The following is a 19,534-nucleotide window of genomic DNA, read 5'->3' on the forward strand; positions in this document are numbered from 1 at the left end:
GATGGGGAATTCCAAGGAATTTTCTATCACACAAAAAATAGACCGGGGCAGATTTCTGCGGTCCGGTCTATTTCTACCTTACTTAAAAGCAGGTGTTCATTTTATTTGAAATACTCCACACCTGAAGCAAACAGCTGCATATCCTGATTTCCATAGATATTCATGCCTGTATCGCTCCAGCAGCGCTCGTTGTGACCCATCTTACCAAGAATACGTCCATCCGGGCTTGTGATACCCTCGATGCACTGGTAGGAACCGTTCGGGTTCCACTCCTCGCTGACGGATAAGTTTCCGTTCGGATCGCTGTACTGGATCGCGATCTGACCATTTGCGCGAAGTTTTGCAAGCCACTCCTCGTTGGCTACGAAACGTCCTTCACCATGGGACATCGGGTTGCAGTATACGCCTCCCAGCTCTGCTTTTCTGAGCCACGGGGACAGATTAGATACAACCTTTAAGTATGCCATGCGGGAAATGTGGCGTCCAATGTTGTTGGTTGTCAGAGTCGGGGAATCTGCTTTCTGAGGCTCAATCTTGCCTCCGGTTAAAAGTCCCAGTTTGATTAATGTCTGGAAGCCATTGCAGATACCCAGTACCAGGCCATCCCGGTCATGAAGCAGTTTGTCGATCTCCTCCATCATCGCCTCGTTGCGGAATACCGTAGCGAAGAATTTAGCCGAACCATCCGGCTCATCACCTGCGGAGAATCCACCCGGGAACATAATGATCTGGGATTTCTTGATATCCTCTTTGTACTGCTCGATGGAAGAACGGATATCGGATGCATTCTGGTTGCGGAATACACGCACAATCGTCTCCGCTCCGGCTGCCTCAAACGCTTTCGCGCTGTCCAGCTCGCAGTTGGTACCCGGCATTGCCGGAATAAATACGGTTGGTTTTGCCACTTTATGTTTGCATACATATACCTTATCGGTATTGTAAAGTGTCTCTTCTGCTGCCTTCATCGGTGCGCCGGAAGCGGTCGGGAACACTTTCTCCAGGGTTCCGGTCCATGCTTTCAGAGCCTCTTCCATGGAGATCACGGTACTGCCATACTCGAAGGTTCCCTTGTCGGTTACCTCACCGATCACGGTGTACGGAATGGACAGCTCGCCTACCTTGCCGTCCGGAACCTCGCAGACAATATTGCCCCAGCCAGCGGCGAAGAAGTCTCTCGGATCTACATTGTGCTCAATCTTTACGCCCAGGCGGTTACCAAATGCCATCTTGCTGACAGCCTCTGCCACACCAGCACCCTCAACCGCATATGCGGAAATAATCTTTCCAGACTCCATATCGCGGTAGATTTTCTCGTAACCATCCATGATCTGGCTGTAAACCGGCAGGTCATGTGCATCTTTCTCGATGGTAAAGAGAACAATCTTGCTGCCCGCTTTCTTAAATTCCGGAGATACCACGTGTTTGGTATCGGAAATATCAACTGCAAAGGAAACCAGTGTCGGCGGTACGTCGATTTCGCCGTGCTCTTCATCATAGAAGCTGCCGGACATACTGTCCTTGCCGCCGATGGACGGAAGTCCAAATCCGAGCTGCGCACTGTAAGCACCGAGCAGAGCGGAGAACGGTGTGCCCCATCTCTTCGGATCTTCCGTCATACGTTTGAAGTACTCCTGGAAGGTAAAGCGGATCTTGTGGAAATCACCGCCGTTTGCCACGATCTTAGCAACAGAATCCAGCACTGCGTAAGTAGCGCCGTGGTACGGGCTCCAGCTGGACAGGTACGGATCATAGCCGTAGCTCATCATGGTAACGGTATCGCATTTGCCCTTGCTCATCGGCAGTTTTGCCACCATCGCCTGTGTCTCGGTCATCTGGTGGACACCGCCGTATGGCAGGAATACACTGCTTGCGCCCACGGTGCTGTCGAACATCTCAACCAGACCCTTCTGGGAGCATACATTTAAGGAAGAAAGCATGGACAGCCATTTTTCTTTGACATCCTTTACTTCCTGTTTATCAAATACATTGCCTTCCCTGGTCGGAACCTCAACGGTAACGGTTGTCTCCTGATGAGCACCGTTGGTATCCAGGAATGCACGGCTTAAATCTACGATCGTCTTGCCTCTCCAGTTCAGAACCAGGCGCGGGGACTCAGTAACAACGGCAACCGGAACTGCCTCCAGGTTCTCTTCTGCTGCATAAGCAAGCATCTTATCAACATCTTTCGGGTCTACCACCAGAGCCATACGCTCCTGTGACTCGGAAATCGCAATCTCCGTTCCGTCCAGACCTGCATATTTCTTCGGAACCTTGTCAAGGTCAATCTGAAGTCCGTCAGCTAACTCACCGATCGCTACCGACACGCCGCCGGCGCCAAAGTCGTTACACTTCTTGATCAGACGGCTGACCTCTGGGCGGCGGAACAGTCTCTGTAATTTACGCTCGGTCGGTGCATTGCCCTTCTGAACCTCTGCGCCGCAGACCTCGATGGACTCCTCGGTATGTACCTTGGAAGAACCGGTTGCGCCGCCGATACCATCACGGCCGGTACGTCCACCCATCAGGATGATTACATCGCCCGGATCGGAAGTCTCACGGATGACATTTTTGCGCGGAGCTGCTGCCATAACAGCACCGATCTCCATACGTTTTGCCACATAATTTGGATGATAAATCTCTTTTACATAGCCGGTAGCAAGACCGATCTGGTTACCGTAGGAGCTGTAGCCATGTGCTGCATCCTTTACGATGCGCTTCTGCGGAAGTTTGCCGTGCAGTGTCTCCGACATCGGACGGGTCGGATCAGCCGCACCGGTCACACGCATAGCCTGATATACATAGGTACGTCCGGAAAGCGGGTCACGGATAGCACCGCCTAAGCAGGTGGCAGCGCCGCCAAACGGCTCAATCTCGGTCGGATGGTTGTGGGTCTCATTCTTAAAGTTTACCAGCCACTCTTCTTCCTTGCCGTCGATGGTAACCGGAACTACGATACTGCACGCATTAATCTCCTCAGACTCCTCCAGATCCTCCAGCTTGCCCTCACGGCGAAGCTTCTTCATAGCGAGAACAGCCAGATCCATCAGGCAGACAAACTTGTCATCGCGATCTTTGTAGAGAACCTCGCGATCTGCCAGATACTGTTTGTAGGAAGCTTCCATCGGCTCATTGTAATCGCCCTTTGTAAAGGTAACGTCCTTTAACTCAGTCTGGAAGGTCGTATGACGGCAGTGATCGGACCAATAGGTATCCAGCACGCGGATCTCGGTCACAGACGGATCTCTCTTCTCTTCGTTCTTAAAGTAGTTGTGGATATGCTCGAAATCCTTGAACGTCATCGCAAGGTTCAGGGAATCGTAGAGTTCTTTTAACTCTGCCTCGCCATAACCGCAGAAACCATCGAAAATCTTGACATCCTCCGGCTGCTCAAATACCGTTACCAGCGTTTCCGGCTTTGCGTTGTTATTCTCACGGGAATCCACCGGGTTAATGCACAGGGACTTGATGCCCTCGATCTGCTCCGCGGTCAGTGTTCCGGAAATAACATAAGTTGTCGCGGAACGGATCACCGGATTTTCCTCTTCATTCAGAAGTTTCACACACTGTTCTGCGGAATCGGCTCTCTGATCGAACTGTCCCGGCAGGAACTCAACGGAAAAGATCGTATCGCCTTCCTTGGACGGGAATGCCTCCTCATAGACAAAATCAACCGGCGGCTCAGAGAAGATAGTAATCAGCGCTTTCTGATATGCATCCTCCGATACATCCTCAATATCATAGCGGATCAGTACGCGGACATCGGTGATCGTGTCGATCCCCAGATAGCTTGCGATCTCCTCTTTCAGATCGTGAGCCAATACGGCAAATTCCGGTTTTTTCTCAACGAAAATACGTCTTACGCTCATGTTTTCCTCCTGTTTTTTCGTATTTTAATGTTTCATGTTCTGTAAAATACATTCATTTTTTAGCATAAAAGGCAAATGCCTTCTTCTAGCATCTGCCTTTATCATACACAATTTTTATAGATTAGTAAAATTAATATATTTAATATTTTTTATTAACGCATCTTATTGGTTGCTGTTCCAACGTCCCTGTCTCATTCAGTGCAAGCAGCTTTCCCATCCCCGTCGAACGGTCATACGAAACAACCGACAGACTGGCATTCGCCACAATGATCTCCTGCGGCTCCCGATGGAAACGGAGCAGATAATTCATCAAAAAGACGAGGATCCCACCGTGCGCCACGATCACCGCATCCCCGGCTGTCTCCTCCAAAATCTGTCGGATCGCCCGTTCACTCCGCGCCTCGCAGGATTTTCTTGATTCTCCGCCGGACGGGATACCGACCATCGGCTGTTCCCTCCACAGATGAAATTCGTCCGGGTACTCTGCTTCCACCTGCTGCCAGCTTTTGCCTTCCCAGCATCCAAAATCGCGCTCCCGCAGCCCCGTCAGGCGGCGGAGCGGTAATTTTCCTTCCTTTGCCAGGATCTCCGCCGTCTGGAATGCTCGCGCAAGCGGGCTGGTATAAACCGCATCGATCCGCGTTCCCGCCGGATAGCCACTCCTCTCTTTTAGAACAGCGGCTAGCTGCTCCGCCTGCTGCCGTCCTGTCTCATTCAGCGGAATATCCGTCGTTCCCTGTATCTTTCCCGCCCGGTTCCAGTCAGTCTGACCGTGGCGCACCAAATAAAACAGCATTTTCTATTACTCCTGTTCATCTATCTCTTTCTGAGCCATCTCTGCCGCCTGACCGCTGACCTTCATCGCATCCATCGTCAGCTTCATGATGTCACGGATCTCATCCTCGCTCATCTTCATGCGCTCTGCCAATTCCGCAAGGGTCGCCTCGCGTCCCAGCTCCCGCGCCATGCTCGCAGAAATATCCTTGAGGACATTAACGCGCGCCGCCATCTCCTCCTCAATCTTCGTCTCGCGGTTCTGAATCTGCAGCGCATCCTCGATCGCCGCGCGCACCCGTTTCTCCATCTGTGCGTCAAAATCGCCTCCCTCATACTCGCCTGCAAACAGGAACAGTGCCATATTTGCCTCCTGCACCAGATCGCCCGCCGGAAGTCCCCGATCGTGATACTCCTCCGCGATCTGAACCGCCTTCGTCAGTTTTAACTCCGTCAGACGGGAAACCGCTGTCTTGTCCCCCTCCGTCAGTTTTTTCAGAAGCGCCGTTTCCTCCTCCGGCGTGCCCTGCGGGAGATTTTTCAGTTCCTCTAAGTAAATATCATAAAATGTATTAGATTCCATGTGGTATTCCCTCCTAAAAAATACATACTTCTAAGATGATTCCGTCATTTTATCACAAACAAGACACAGATACAATCATTATTGACTCCGCCCTCCAATCATGTTACACTGAATACAGTTCTATAAGGAGGACTAATAAATGGATATCAACTATGAATTATATAAAGTATTTTACCACGTAGCCTCGACGTTAAGTTTCTCCGAGGCATCTAAGCAGCTTTTCATCTCCCAGTCGGCGGTCAGCCAGTCGATCAAGGTACTGGAGAAGAAACTGAACCAGACTCTTTTCATCCGCAGCACAAAAAAAGTACAGCTTACCCCGGAAGGCGAGATCCTACTCAAGCACGTGGAACCGGCGATGAACCTGATCCGTCAGGGCGAAAACCAGCTGCTCGACTCTAACAGCTTAAACGGCGGTCAGCTCCGCATTGGCGCAAGCGATACGATCTGCCGCTATTATCTGGTGCCATTTTTAAGCGAATTTCACAAGCGCTACCCGAATATCCACATCAAGGTTACCAACCGTACCTCCATCGAATGTGCGCGGCTTCTGGACAACGGTCAGGTCGATTTTATTCTGACGAACTATCCAAACTCCGGGCTCGGTGGAACGCAGAATATCCATGTGCTGCGCGAATTCAACGATATATTCGTCGCCAATGAGACCTATTTTCCGATGAAAGACCACCCGGTTACACTGCACGAGCTGCAGGCGCTCCCAATCCTCATGCTGGATCGCAAGAGTACCACCAGCGAATTTCTGCACAACATGTTCCAGAAGCACCAGCTCGACCTCGTACCGGAGATTGAATTAAGCAGCAACGATCTGCTCATCGATCTGGCACGCATCGGTCTCGGCATCGCATTTGTCCCGGATTTCTGTCTCCCGGCTGGCGAAAAAGAACTTTATGCCCTGACCCTGACTGAAGCCCTGCCGCCGCGCCAGCTCGTCGTCGTCCACAATGAGACAATGCCGATCTCACAGGCATCGCGTGAATTTATTGAACTTCTGGAAAACGGCTCCAAAATGCCTGAAGCTCCTGCTCCAGAGACGAAAGACTGACCCGTTTGACATCGCTCCATTCCCTTGGAAATAATTCCCGATACTCCCGACACCAGAACCGGTCATCCAGTAAAAGGATGACGCCCTGATCGGACGCGGTCCGGATGACCCGCCCTGCCGCCTGGAGTACCTTATTCATGCCCGGATACTGGTAGGCATATGCAAATCCATCTTTTCCCTCTTCTTCAAAATATCCCTGCAAAATTTTCTGCTCCGTGCATACCATCGGGAGCCCGGTTCCGACCACGATCACGCCGATCAGCCGATCGCCTGTCAAATCGATTCCCTCCGAAAACAGACCGCCCATCACGCAGAACGCCACCAGGGAGGTATCACGTTCAGCTGTTCGTTCGGGAGAAAATTTCTGTAAAAATGCTTCCCGTTCCTCCTCGGTCATGTGAGAATCCTGGACCAGGATTTCCATGCTTTTTCCGTTTTTCCCGGAATGATTTTTCATTTTTTCATTATCATCCAATTCAACATTCTGATACGCATATTCCCCTTCACACACCTCACGTACCCGGTTCATATACTGATACGACGGAAAAAACACAATATAATTGCCCTTTTTCACACTTGCCATCGTCTGGATGTACCGCAGCACCCGCCGGTATTCCGTCTCATTGCGCCGCGTATACCGGCTCGTCACATCCGTCGCCGCCAGCAGAAGACGCCGCTCCTGCGGAAACGGGGACGGCACATAGACCGTATAGTCCTCCTCCTGATCCGACAGAAGCATCCGGTAATACCGGAGCGGCAGAAGCGTTGCCGAGAAAAAGACCGCCGCTTTCCCCTGCGACAGGCACTGCGCCAGATTTTCAATCGGATTGACACAATAAAGCCGGATGACAAATTCGCCGGACGGCAGAAGTTCCGTGTAAATCCTGTAATGCTCATCGACCCGCTCATACATATTTAAAAAATGTCGCACCGAAAAATAAAAATCCAGAATCGTGTCCCGTCCGTCTTCCCCGCCCAGCTTTTCCAGATACTTTTCCATTTCTCCAAAAACACCGTTTAACACTGAAACCAGATGTCCGGCATCCTTGAGCAGCTGGTAGCCGCCGCACTCCCGCTTCATCTCCAGAAGCGCCTTATTTAACCTTGTAAGCTGCCGCCCCAGCGCCGGCGCACGATGTCCCAGTACCTTTTTCGTCAAAAGCACTTCTTCCTTTATAATAGAAGCACTGTACATTTCCCGCGCGCGCGATACCAGATTGTGAGCTTCATCCATCAGGAAGAAATAGTCTCCCTCCGCCCCATCCGCAAAATAACGCTTCAAGCGCACATCCGGGTCAAAGACATAATTATAATCGCAGATGATCCCATCCACAAACGAAGAAATATCAAGGCAGAACTCAAACGGGCAGACCTGAAATTTTTCCGCATACTCTAAAATTACCGAACGCGTGATTCCAAATTCCTGATGCAAAATTTCATACACCGCATCGTTGACACGGTCAAAATGCCCTTTCGCACGCGGGCACATTTCCGGATTACACACCGGTTTTTCCAAAATACACAACTTTTCCTTTGCCGTGATCGTGACCGAACGAAAATACAGCCCGCGTTCCCGCAAAATCGCCAGCGCCTCTTCCGCCACCGTCCGCGTGATCGTCTTCGCCGTCAGGTAAAAGAGTTTCTGCCCATGCCCTTCCCCGATCGCTTTAAGCGCCGGAAATACCGTCGAAAGTGTCTTTCCAATCCCGGTCGGGGCCTGGACAAACAGCCTGCGCCCGCGCTCCAGCGTCCGGTAAACCGCCACCGCCAGCTCCCGCTGTCCCGCCCGGTACGGATAGGGAAATTCGAGCGCTTTGATTGATTCATCACGTCGCAGCCCGTTGTGATAGAGGTAACGCGCCCATTTGACATATTCATGGATCAGACCAGCAAACCATTCAGAAAGTTCGTTCATCGTCTGGATCTCCTGAAAGCGGCGGATCTCCTCCGTCTCCAGATTACAGTAGGTGAGCTGCAGTGTCACTTCGTCCAGCGCTTCCTGTAATCCATAGATATAGCCATAACAGCGCGCCTGCGCCATATGCACGCCAACCGCTTCTTCCAGACAGTTTACATCCTGGTAAACACACTTGATCTCATCGATCGTGACATCTTTTCCATCCCGGATGATTCCATCCGCACGCCCCTCGACCACGATCTGGAATCCGTCCTCCTCCACCGAATGGCGCAGCGACACCTCCGCCTGATACCCTGATCCCATCCGCCGCTGTATCTTCCGGTGCATCCGTCCTCCAGCTAACATCGCCTCTTTCTGTGCACCCGCCGTGCGCCGGTTATCAATATCCCCCGAACGCAGAACGAACTCAACCAGATTGCGGACGGAGATCCGTATCTGCCTGCCGGTCAGCTCCATGTGTGGTTCCTCCCTTCCCCGTACATGTACTCTCGGAATCTTTCTGTGCTTGATTTTGTGAAATGATTTTTTGTCAGTTGTGCCCAAATTTCTGAGGCGTACGCGGTGCGTACGTTGATGAAATTCGGGTGCGGCTGGCGGAAAATCAGCCACAAAAGCACGTGCAGAAAGACTCCGAGAGTACATATATATGTCTATCAAAAAGACTGCAGACACCATCTTCTCTCCGGCACCCGCAGTCTTTCTTTATTTTCGTACTATCAACTTTTCTTTCATCATACCGATTCGGGTCATACATATCCTTCCAAAATATCTATGATATCTATGTTCCGCTTGAACCAGCCCTCCAGCCCTTTTATGCCGCTGTCACATTGTCCGCTTCCATCGTGTCAAGGAACGCCTCATACTCTGCATCCTCGCCCGTGTACTCAACGGTCAGAATCTGTGTCAGATCCAAACTCATAACTCCCAGAATCGACTTGGCGTCAATGACAACACGGTTATAAAAAACATCAATATCAAAATCGCATTTCATAGAAGCATTGACAAATTTCTTTGCATCTTCTATCGTTTTCAGCATAATTTTTCTCTGTTTCATAATAAACAACTCCTTTTTCCTGAATGTACCAACAGAATTTTTCCCTCCGTTTTTTAGGCACATTTAAAACCATAACGATTTATTCAGTGTTTATAGCATGATTTTTGTCGAATGTCAATTTGATTTCTTTTATACCGCATATTTTTAATACATGATTTTTACCAAAAAAGCAGAGTGTTTCTTAGTAAAATATTCCGACGTCTAGAACTATCGTCGTATTCATTTCATGATATATTGTCATTATTTATATACATCAAATGGTTTAACGGATTGTTTTTGGGCAGTTGAACTAAATATTCATTGTGATTTTCCACCCAGCATGAGCACACAAATTCTCTTTTACCAAATTATCCTGATCTCTAGTTTCCATATAAAATGATGAATGATACTTAATAAATGGAAAAAAATATATTAAATCAAAAAAAATGAAAAATTATAAAAAAATTGTTGACTTTTCGTTATGGCTATGATATCATAACTGAGTCAGCAGCGAAGGGGAATAGTTCAATGGCAGAGCAACGGTCTCCAAAACCGTTAATGGGGGTTCGAATCCCTCTTCCCCTGCTTCTAAAGGCGTCAGTGATTCAGAGATGAGTCATTGGCGTTTTTGTTTTTTAAACATTCAAGTCGAACGTTCGTGAGACTTGGCGCGTGATTCTGGTCAGAGAAGCTGACATATTCCTATCAGAATCACTGCGCATCCTCGCGGAGCGTTTATCTCAGTCGGAGATAACTCCCACTGAGACAAATTTGCTGTTACTCACATTACGCTAATATTATTTTTCTTAAATTTTCCCGAAATTCAAGCAACCTACAGCAGCCCAATCGCCTCCCGCACATTTGCCACCCCTTCCAGCCGGATATCCGACCTTGGTTTCAATTTACTGACATTGACCATCGGAAGAATGCATCTTGTAAATCCCATCTTGACTGCCTCATGGACTCTCTGCTCTGCCATCGAGACGGCGCGCACCTCTCCGGAGAGTCCGACCTCGCCAAATACGATCGTTTTCTCATCCAGCGGACGGTCTTTATAGCTGGAAATCAGCGCCATCACGATCGCAAGGTCAAGCGCCGGCTCGTTCATCTTCATGCCGCCTGCAATGTTGACATACGCATCGTACCCGGACAGGGCATAACGGCATCGTTTTTCCAACACTGCCATGAGCAGGTTCACACGGTTGTAATCGACGCCCGCTGCCGTCCGCCGCGGCAGTCCGAAATTCGTCTTTGACACCAGCGCCTGCACTTCCAGAAGAATCGGGCGGGTTCCCTCCATCGAGCAGGCAGTCACCGCACCGGATGCCTCCGCCGGGCGCCCTTCCAGCATAAATTCGGATGGATTCGGCACCTCCGCCAGTCCTTCCTCCCGCATCTCAAACACGCCGATCTCATTGGTCGAACCGAAACGGTTCTTCACTCCCCGCAGAATCCGGTAGGACGCATGGCGATCGCCCTCAAAATATAGCACTGTATCGACCATATGTTCCAGCATACGCGGTCCCGCCACAACGCCCTCTTTCGTCACATGACCGACGATAAAGACTGTCACGCCCAGTCCTTTTGCGAGCTGCATCAGGACGCCGGTGCACTCTCTTACCTGGCTGACACTGCCCGGTGCAGAACCTGCCGCCTCGATAAACATGGTCTGGATCGAATCGATCACGACCACATCCGGGCGTACCTCCCGGATCACCTCCGCGATCGTATCCAGGTTCGTCTCGCTCAAGAACGAAAGTGGTCCGCGCACCATCCCGATCCGGCTTGCCCGCAGTTTGATCTGTTTTAATGACTCCTCGCCGGAGACGTATAAAACCTTTTGTTCCTGTCCTGCCAGGTTCCGGCAGACCTGCAGAAGCAGGGTTGATTTTCCGATTCCCGGATCTCCGCCGACCAGCACCAGGGAGCCACGCACCACGCCGCTTCCAAGCACCCGGTCAAGTTCTGCAAATCCGGTTCTCGTCCGATCCGTATCGGAAAGCTCAATTTCATCTAAGCTGACCGGCTTTGCCTGCGCGCCAGCTCGTTTCCCCGGTGCCGCCGTCAGCGAAGCCGCTGCCGCATACCGCCCTGCTGCCGTACCGGATGATGCCGGTGCGGACGGCGCTTCCACCATCGTATTCCACGCCTTGCACGCCGGGCACTGCCCCATCCATTTGGAAGATTCATAACCGCATTCCCTGCAGAAAAATCCCGTTGATTTTGCCTTTGCCATGCTGATTCCTTTCCAAACACTTCTTCTCATATTTCTTATTACACAAAAAGCTGCTACATGGCGGAAACCGGCTTCCGGCGCACACGCCCGCCATTCCTGCCATGCAGCAGCTTTCATCTCACGCATTGTAACTTGTACGTAACGCTTTGTTTTTCTTTTCCTTATCTGGCTTCAATCCGGATTGCGGTTGCCTTGCCCGGGTTCAGCTCCACGCTCAGTACCAGTTTGCCGCTGACGTTGGTCTTCATGCCACCGACCGATACGCCGTCTACATATACCTCATACTCACGCTCATCCTCTAACTGAATGGTAATCTGAGCATCCTTCTCGCCCTCAACCGAAAACTGTACGGAAGTATCTCCCGCCTGGAAATGATTGACTGCCGTGCCCGGTACCGACTCATATACGAACATTCCGTTGCGCTCCAGCTTGGTAATCTCGCCGAATGTTTTTACCTTATAAAGATCGCCCTGAAATTCAAAATCCTGCAGCTTGGACTTTGCTGCTAACATATAATTGCCAAAACTGATGGTTCCGTCATCCTCGATGCGGATTAACTCGCTAACTACTGGCATAATGCTTTATCCTCCTAGTATCCTTTTAATCAATATCGCAACTGCTCCGCACTTACACAGTTACTCAGTAGTATCATTTTAACACACTTCGACCGGGTTTACCAGTCTTTTCGCTTCCAGCCCTTTAGACCGTCTCAAATTTCAGCTGATCGCCATCTTTTTCAATCCGAACCTCTGTTTTTTTCCGGATCGTGCCTTCCAGGATCTTCTCAGAAAGCTGATCCTCGATCTGCGTCTGGATCGTCCGGCGCAACGGTCTTGCACCATATTTGGAATCATATCCCTTGTCTGCCAGAAAATCGATCGCATCATCTGTGATCGTGAGCGTCATTCCAAGCTGATCCTCCGTCCTTTTCTTGATGCCGCGCAGCAGAATGCCCGCGATCGTCTTGATATTCTCCTTCGTCAGAGGATGGAATACTAAAATCTCATCGATTCGGTTTAAAAACTCTGGCTTAAACATCCGGCGCACTTCCTCCATCACGCGTTCTTTCATAAACGCATAATCCGCTTTCTCACCGCTCTCCGACGAGAATCCAAGCCGCTTCGGGGAAATAATATTTTCAGCGCCCGCATTGGAGGTCATAATCAGAATCGTGTTCTTGAAATCCACCTTCCGTCCCTGTGCGTCCGTAATGTGCCCGTCATCGAGGATCTGCAGCAGAATGTTAAATACATCCGGATGCGCTTTTTCAATCTCATCAAAGAGAATAACCGAATATGGATTGCGACGCACCTTCTCGCTGAGCTGTCCGCCCTCCTCGTAGCCAACATATCCTGGCGGCGAACCGATCATCTTGGAAACGCTGTGTTTCTCCATGTACTCCGACATATCAACGCGGATCATCGCATTTTCCGTGCCAAACATCGCCTCCGAGAGTGCCTTGGAAAGCTCTGTTTTTCCGACACCCGTCGGCCCCAGGAACAGAAACGAACCGATTGGCCGCTTCGGATCCTTGAGTCCCACACGACCACGGCGGATCGCACGCGCCACGGCGGATACAGCTTCCTCCTGTCCGACCACGCGCTCATGCAGAATGGACTCCAGTTTCAACAGCCGCTCTGACTCTTCTTCTGCCAGCTTGCGAACCGGGATCTTCGTCCAGTCAGAAACAATGTCCGCAATCTCATTTTCACCGACCACTAACTTGCGTGAATTTTTCTCTTTTTCCCATTTTTCACGAATCTTTTCAATCTTTTCCTGCTTTTTCTGCTGCTTCTTCTTGATCTCACCGGCTTTCTCATAGGCTTCAGCCTTGATCGCCTCTTCCTTCTGGCCTTCGAGTTTTTTGATCTCCGCTTCGAGCTTTTTGATCTCCTCCGGCTCCGTATATACAGTCAGACGCAGCTTCGAGGATGCTTCATCGATCAGATCGATCGCTTTGTCCGGCAGGAAACGGTCATTGATATATCGGGCAGACAGGCGCACCGCTGCCACCAGTGCCTCATCCTGGATCGTCACCTTGTGATGTTCCTCATAGCGGCTGCGAAGCCCCTTCAAAATCTCGATGGATTCCGCCTCCGTCGGCTCATCCACCATAACCGGCTGAAACCGGCGTTCCAAGGCCGCATCTTTTTCGATGTATTTGCGGTATTCTTCCAGCGTCGTCGCACCAATGAGCTGAATCTCGCCTCTCGCCAGCGACGGTTTCAGGATATTGGAGGCATCGATCGCGCCCTCCGCGCCGCCTGCGCCGATGATCGTGTGAATCTCGTCAATAAACAAGAGCACATTTCCACTCTCCCGCACCTCGGCAAGTACCTTCTTAATCCGCTCTTCGAACTCACCGCGGTACTTGGATCCTGCGACCATGCCGGACAAATCGAGGCTGACAACCCGCTTTTTCGCGATCGTCTCCGGTACATTGCCGGAAACAATGAACTGCGCCAGACCTTCCACAACCGCCGTTTTTCCGACGCCTGGTTCCCCGATCAGGCACGGATTATTCTTCGTCCGGCGGCTTAAAATCTGAATAACACGTTTCATTTCCCGTTCCCTGCCGATGACTGGATCGAGCTTTCCGTCCCGCGCCATCTGAGTCAGATCCCGGCTGAAATTGTCCAGATTCGGTGTATTGCCTTTCTCCGGGCGCACCCGTCCTGCTGCCGCATCTTCCGCCGCCTCGGACGGCGCATCATCGCCCATAGCCCCCATCAGATCCACATATAATTTCTGAATATTAACATTCATTGTATTGAGTAAACGGCACGCAGTTGATTTTCCATCCTTGATGATGGCAATCAGGATGTGCTCCGTTCCAATCAGAGGCGCTTTGAAAAAAACCGCCTCATCATAACTCGCCTGCAGCACGGCGCGCGCCCCCGGCGTATATTCAATCTGTCCCTCTACCTGAGTCGCCACTGCCGGGCTTATCAGACGCTCCATCAGTTCCATGACACGCTCTTCTGTCACATCATGTTCTGCCAGAACCGCTGCCGCCACGCCAGTTCCCTCTTTTATCAGTCCTAAAAGCAGATGCTCCGTCCCCACATAGCCGTGTTCCAGCTCCTGCGCTGTCTCGACTGCCAGACGGATCGCTTCTCTGGCTTTCTGAGTAAAACGATCGATCATTTTACTGTTCCTCCTGTTTCTTTTTACTTTACACCAGCTTCGGCAGTTCCTCACGCAGATACCGCGCCCGCTCTGCCTCCAATTCCTCACGTCCCAGCGGCTTGCTCGAACGTTTCTGTAAGTTTGCCGGCTGGATGCCGATCATCAGGCGGTAAATGCTCACAAATTCTGCCGGTTTTAACAGCCCGTCCGCGATGCCCGCCCAGACATGAGATAGAAATGTCATCGCTTCCTTGAGCGTCATCCGGCGCGCATATTTCAGAACGCCGTAGGACTTGTACGCCTCGTCCTCCCGCTCCAGGCGGTGCCTCGACAGAGAAACCTCGCGGAACTGATTTTCCTGCGCCGAGAGCTGCCCCGCCACGTTGGCTACCAGCTCCAGAATCTCTTGTTCGGTGATTCCGAGTGTCTTCTGATTGACTACCTCGTACAGATCGCCATAGTTTTCATTGCCTCTGCCATAAACGCCGCGCACGGTCGTGCCGAAACGTCCCATATCGCCCAGAAGTTCCTGAAATTTCTTATTCATTGTCAGAGACGGCAGATGCACGACCACGGACGCCTTCATTGCTGTTCCGACATTCGTCGGATAGGACGTCAGATACCCATATTTCTCATTAAATGCATACGGAATCTTCTCGTTGATATAATCATCCAGCTCATCCGCTTTTGCATAACATTCTTGCAGATCGAGTCCCGATGCCAGCACCTGTAAACGGATATGATCGTCCGCATTTAATACCATGCTGACCCGCTCATCCTCCGAACAGAGGATCCCACCCGGCGTCGTCTTCTCCGCCAGCGTGCGGTTTAAAAGCCGCCGTTCCCGCAATGCGGTGCGGTCAAGCTTCTCCATCAATTCCAGATCTTCATATTCATAAAACTGACCGTCCCGGTCACCCAGATCGCGGAAATTCTGTTTTAAACGGGCAATCATCGTCCGCGCCTCATCCGGCTCCAGACGGCTCGGAAATTTATATTCCTCCCAGTTCCGAGACAGACGCACCCGGCTGGAAACGATATTGGACGCATCATTCGCCACTTCCTCAAACCATTTCGTCATGTCTCATCTCTCCTTCCAGACTGTGTATCTTATCCCGGCAGGCAGCAGCCGTCTCATAGTCTTCTTCCTGCAACGCCGCTTCCAGCCTGCGTTTCAGCTGCTTAATCTGCTCTTCCGGGCTGAATTCCAGTTCTCCTTTCTTCGTCACCTCTGCAGCCGCCTGACTGCGCGGCTGGATCTTCGGATGTTTGCCGGTATGGCTCGAATTTTCCTGCAATTTCTTAATTTTCTCTCCAAGCAACGGATCAAACACATGATAACAGTCCGCGCATCCGAAACGGCTGTTCTTGATAAATTCTTCATACGTCGTGCCGCAGGTCGGGCATACCACATCCTCTTTCGGTGCCTGGCTGGCAGATGCATCCGTCAGTCCCAAAAGGCTCGAAAGCAGTTTTCCAAGCGGAAATTCTCCCTCAATCAGTGCCGAGTACGGTCCCAGATCCATCTCTTTCGCGCACTGGGCGCAGAGATTATGCTCTGTCTTGACGCCGTTAAACACTTCTGTATATTTAATATTCGCTTCGCGAATCCCACATTTCTCACACAGCATAATTTATCCTCCCAACATACACATCCCGCAACGGTTCCAATACACAAAAACCATCGCCCGCAGCCGGAACCTGCTATTCCGCTGTAAATGCGTCATAAATGGAATCCACCAGATTGTGAACCTCCTCGCGGCTCACATTTTTACAGACACCTCTTGCCAGAATCACACTGAGATCCCGGCGCATCTCCGAGATCGTCCGCATCTTATCCGTGTCAAGTGCAATCACTGCCCCGCGGCGGCGGTCCACACGCAGAAAGCCTTCCTGTTTCAGTACAGAATATGCCTTGTTGACCGTGTGCATGTTAATTCCGATGTTATCCGCTAACTGGCGCACGGATGGCAGCGTATCGCCCTCCCGGATCTGGTCGGTCGCAATCCCGATGATGATCTGGTTTATGAGCTGAATATAAAGCGCTTCCTCACTGTTAAAATCAATCTCTACAATCATACTCCACCATCTTTCATTCTGACGGCAGACCCCGTTTCTAAATACAGTCAGCCGCCTGTTTTATCATTTGTTATATAGATTGTATAACAAACAGGTGTTTTCGTCAACTGTAAAACTGTGTTAATTGTGTGAACTTGTTACTGATCACGGATAGGCACTTTTGGAACTGAAAGTGCCGTAAGAAAACGTGGTAGCAGCAGGAATTTGCCGTATTTAAATGCGAAGCCACGGCAAATTCCGTTACTGGGCACGTATGCGTGAACAGTAACGTGAACTTGTTACAAAAAAAGCGATATAAAAGAAAAGACAGATACCCGCCAGAAATCTCCTGGACAGATATCCATCTTTTCCTCTTTTATTTACTGCGGATCGTCGATATACTCAAATCCATCCTCATCACGCCGATCCCGCTCTAACCGGGCTTTTGCCTCGCGGGCGCGTCTGGATCGCTCTGATTCCGACTCATATCTCGTTGGGCGATCACCGTATTCCTCCCGTTCCAGCGTGTAGTAAAGCTCCGAGCGGGATGCCGGACGCACATGAATCGCCGGGCGCGCATTCCGGCGGTCTCCCGATGCTGCAGACTCTTTCGCCGCACGATGCGCCGATGCAGGCGTGTAATCGCGCTGCAGGCGGCTTTCTTTTGCTGAAACGGCACGTTCCCGTTCTGTGCGTCGGCTTTCTGCCACTGCCTGGCGTTCCCGCTCTGCACGGCTTCCGTCTGCCGAAGTTCTGCGAGGACGCTCAGTACGGCTTTCCTCTGCCGCATCTCTGCGGGTGCGCTGCAGACGTTCTTCTTCTGATGCCTCTCTGCGGACACAAGCCGGACTGCTTTCTTCTGGCATTTCTCTACGGACGCGTTCGGAACGATTTTCGCTTCCTGCTTCCCGGCGGCGTCTTTCCTCCGGCATCCGTTTTGCGCGGTCTGCCGATGCTGCTGCCTCCATACTCCGCTCCCGGCGAACCGGCTGGGACGCGTGCCCCTCATCCCTTGTCCGGCGGACCGGCGGCGTCTCGCGCTCCTCTTCCCGCTCCCGGCGGACCGGTCTTGTCTCCAGCGTCTCTTGGGTTCGGCGCGCACTCCGACGCCCTTCCTCCATCCGCTCTGCGGACGGGCGGCGTCTGTCATCCGCTGCCATGCGCTCCTTCTCACTCCGCGCTGCCGGTCTTGCCGGCGTCATTTCCCCATCTTCTCTCTTGTCGCGCCCAGTGCCTCGTTTCACCCGTGCGTCTGCCGCCGGTCGTGCATTCGGCGATGACGGACGGCGCTTGGACCTCTGTCTGCCTCCGGCTGCCTGCGCTTCCTCTCTCCACTCTTTCCGCTTGAGCAGAAGATTGATCACGATAAAGAACAAGATTACACACGCTACGCCCAGAACCGCAAGCATGACAAAGCGGATATTATAATCCCTGCAAAGTGCGTTGTACTTATCTACAATCTCTTCCACTTGTGCATCATCGTATTTAGTTGCCAGAGACGGGTCTTCAAAATACCGCTGGAAGGTCTTTTCTGCAATATCATACCGGTACAGCGACTTCTCGCCGCTCTCATTCATACCATATACGACACAATACTTCTGCTGTTCATCGCTCTTCCACACCCAGCCCTGCACTTTATACGTGCCGTTTAACTGAATGGTCGTCTCCATAAATCCATCCGGAATCTGAACCGACTCATCCGGTGGAAGCACCAGAATCGACTTTGCTGTCACATCGATCGTCACATACGGCGATAACACACCGGATTCCGGTATATAAATATAAAACGCACCATTTCCATCGGCACCCTGCAAATACAGAAGCGTCAGGTCATTGCCATTTCCACACTGGACCTCTGAACCGCCATAAGTACAGGTAGACTGCGTATATCCTTCCGGAAGCAGGGAGGCATCAAATTCCGTCGCCACCGTATAGGAAACGCCGTCTATTTCCACATCCAGCCCGTTTGTCACAACCGGCGTTGTCCCAACTGCCTCTGTTTCAGCCCCTGTCTCCGCCTCTGACGGCACATCGACCGTATCCAGCTTATTGACTGTGATCGTGTAGCTCTTAGTTGTCTGTCCATCCTCCGCCGTCACCTTGCAGACAACGGTATTAGCACCTACCTTTAAGCTGGAATCACCGCTGACAAGGACTTTCGCCTTGCTGTCCTTCGCACTCGCGCTGACCGCCAGCTTATCGACGCTGGCTCCTACCTGCGCTGTATAGGAAGTCACATTTGGCGAAAATGCAGGAGAAAGTGTTCCTGGAGAAATCTTCAAGGACGAAAGCGCCGCTTCCGCCGAGGAGGTTGCCGGTGCTTTTACTTTGACGCTCGCCGTCCCCGTTTTAGAAACTGTGACTGCCTGTGCATCTGAGTCATAGACTTCATAACTTCCCACAGAGATCGAAGTATTTCCCGCCTGCACTGCCTTGAATTTCAGCGTATAGGAAAATGCCTTCGTCGAATTGGAATCCATCGTTCCAACCAGGCGGACGGAACCTGCACCGCCGCTTGCGTTATTTCCGCTCACAAACTCAATGACCGACGGATCATAGGAAAGTACCACGTCGGATGCCCCTAGATTTCCATCCTGAGAGGAGATCTTCACATTGACGCTGAACTCCTGCCCCACCGTCGCACTCGGATCGGAAAATGAAATTTTTGCGCTGGATGCATAGGCGCTGATCCCGCCAACCGGCGCCGCCACCGTCAGCATACCTGCCGCAAGTATACCTAATATGATATTTTTAAACCTTTTCATTCAACTGCCCTGTCCTATATTCTTTATTGGTAACGGTCCCATATCTGCACCGTTCCCTTTCTTTACAAATTTTCACGTACCCGCTGCCATCTCTCAAGACCAGCCGCAG

At 51.3% G+C, this 19,534-nt stretch carries 13 protein-coding genes and 1 tRNA gene; 2 read left to right on the forward strand and 12 right to left on the reverse strand.

What is annotated here, in order from left to right:
• Positions 1 to 101 precede the first annotated feature (101 nt).
• The 3 genes from DW931_RS02930 to DW931_RS02940 form a co-directional block, all read right to left on the reverse strand.
• Positions 102 to 3,866 carry a phosphoribosylformylglycinamidine synthase gene (locus tag DW931_RS02930; RefSeq protein WP_117795627.1) on the reverse strand — a complete coding sequence of 1,255 codons (3,765 nt, stop codon included), beginning with the start codon at positions 3,864 to 3,866 and terminating at the stop codon, positions 102 to 104.
• A 139-nt stretch (positions 3,867 to 4,005) separates the two neighbouring features.
• The gene (locus DW931_RS02935) at positions 4,006 to 4,662 is read right to left on the reverse strand and encodes a histidine phosphatase family protein (RefSeq protein WP_118468719.1); all 657 of its coding nucleotides are present in this window, start codon (positions 4,660 to 4,662) and stop codon (positions 4,006 to 4,008) included.
• 6 nt (positions 4,663 to 4,668) lie between these two features.
• Positions 4,669 to 5,223 carry a sigma-70 domain-containing protein gene (locus tag DW931_RS02940; protein WP_118626896.1) on the reverse strand — a complete coding sequence of 185 codons (555 nt, stop codon included), beginning with the start codon at positions 5,221 to 5,223 and terminating at the stop codon, positions 4,669 to 4,671.
• Between the two features lie 139 nt (positions 5,224 to 5,362).
• On the opposite strand from DW931_RS02940, the gene DW931_RS02945 reads away from it, so the two are divergent.
• Positions 5,363 to 6,286 (forward strand): LysR family transcriptional regulator, encoded by a 924-nt coding sequence (locus DW931_RS02945; RefSeq protein WP_118468721.1) that lies wholly within the window; start codon positions 5,363 to 5,365, stop codon positions 6,284 to 6,286.
• Here the strand turns inward: DW931_RS02945 and DW931_RS02950 are convergent.
• Positions 6,222 to 8,660 carry an ATP-dependent DNA helicase gene (locus tag DW931_RS02950; RefSeq protein ID WP_118482132.1) on the reverse strand — a complete coding sequence of 813 codons (2,439 nt, stop codon included), beginning with the start codon at positions 8,658 to 8,660 and terminating at the stop codon, positions 6,222 to 6,224. The genes DW931_RS02945 and DW931_RS02950 overlap by 65 nt on opposite strands.
• 355 nt (positions 8,661 to 9,015) lie before the next feature.
• A complete protein-coding gene (locus DW931_RS02955) occupies positions 9,016 to 9,258 on the reverse strand; it encodes an HPr family phosphocarrier protein (protein ID WP_107000009.1) in 243 nt (80 codons plus the stop codon).
• A gap of 493 nt (positions 9,259 to 9,751) precedes the next feature.
• Between DW931_RS02955 and DW931_RS02960 the strand changes: the two genes are divergently transcribed.
• A tRNA-Trp gene (locus DW931_RS02960) sits at positions 9,752 to 9,822 on the forward strand.
• Positions 9,823 to 10,069: 247 nt separating this feature from the next.
• Here the strand turns inward: DW931_RS02960 and radA are convergent.
• The 7 genes from radA to DW931_RS02995 form a co-directional block, all read right to left on the reverse strand.
• Positions 10,070 to 11,473, reverse strand: coding sequence for a DNA repair protein RadA (gene radA, locus DW931_RS02965; protein WP_118468823.1), 1,404 nt, complete (start codon positions 11,471 to 11,473; stop codon positions 10,070 to 10,072).
• A gap of 161 nt (positions 11,474 to 11,634) precedes the next feature.
• Positions 11,635 to 12,048 (reverse strand): hypothetical protein, encoded by a 414-nt coding sequence (locus DW931_RS02970; RefSeq protein WP_022359635.1) that lies wholly within the window; start codon positions 12,046 to 12,048, stop codon positions 11,635 to 11,637.
• A gap of 124 nt (positions 12,049 to 12,172) precedes the next feature.
• On the reverse strand, positions 12,173 to 14,620 hold the full coding sequence (locus DW931_RS02975) for an ATP-dependent Clp protease ATP-binding subunit (RefSeq protein WP_118468725.1): 2,448 nt from the start codon (positions 14,618 to 14,620) through the stop codon (positions 12,173 to 12,175).
• A gap of 28 nt (positions 14,621 to 14,648) precedes the next feature.
• Positions 14,649 to 15,683: an ATP--guanido phosphotransferase gene (locus DW931_RS02980; RefSeq protein WP_117795639.1), complete on the reverse strand. Its 1,035-nt coding sequence runs from the start codon at positions 15,681 to 15,683 to the stop codon at positions 14,649 to 14,651.
• The gene (locus DW931_RS02985; RefSeq protein ID WP_107000012.1) at positions 15,667 to 16,233 is read right to left on the reverse strand and encodes a UvrB/UvrC motif-containing protein; all 567 of its coding nucleotides are present in this window, start codon (positions 16,231 to 16,233) and stop codon (positions 15,667 to 15,669) included. Before DW931_RS02985 ends, DW931_RS02980 begins: the two co-directional genes overlap by 17 nt.
• 73 nt (positions 16,234 to 16,306) lie before the next feature.
• The gene (locus DW931_RS02990; RefSeq protein WP_022359631.1) at positions 16,307 to 16,681 is read right to left on the reverse strand and encodes a GntR family transcriptional regulator; all 375 of its coding nucleotides are present in this window, start codon (positions 16,679 to 16,681) and stop codon (positions 16,307 to 16,309) included.
• 359 nt (positions 16,682 to 17,040) lie between these two features.
• Complete coding sequence (locus tag DW931_RS02995) at positions 17,041 to 19,425, reverse strand: cadherin-like beta sandwich domain-containing protein (RefSeq protein WP_118468727.1); 2,385 nt, start codon at positions 19,423 to 19,425, stop codon at positions 17,041 to 17,043.
• Between the last annotated feature and the right edge of the window lie 109 nt (positions 19,426 to 19,534).

Origin of the sequence: Clostridium sp. AM43-3BH (assembly GCF_003479985.1) — a bacterium.
In the GTDB taxonomy this organism is placed as follows: domain Bacteria; phylum Bacillota; class Clostridia; order Lachnospirales; family Lachnospiraceae; genus Otoolea; species Otoolea fessa.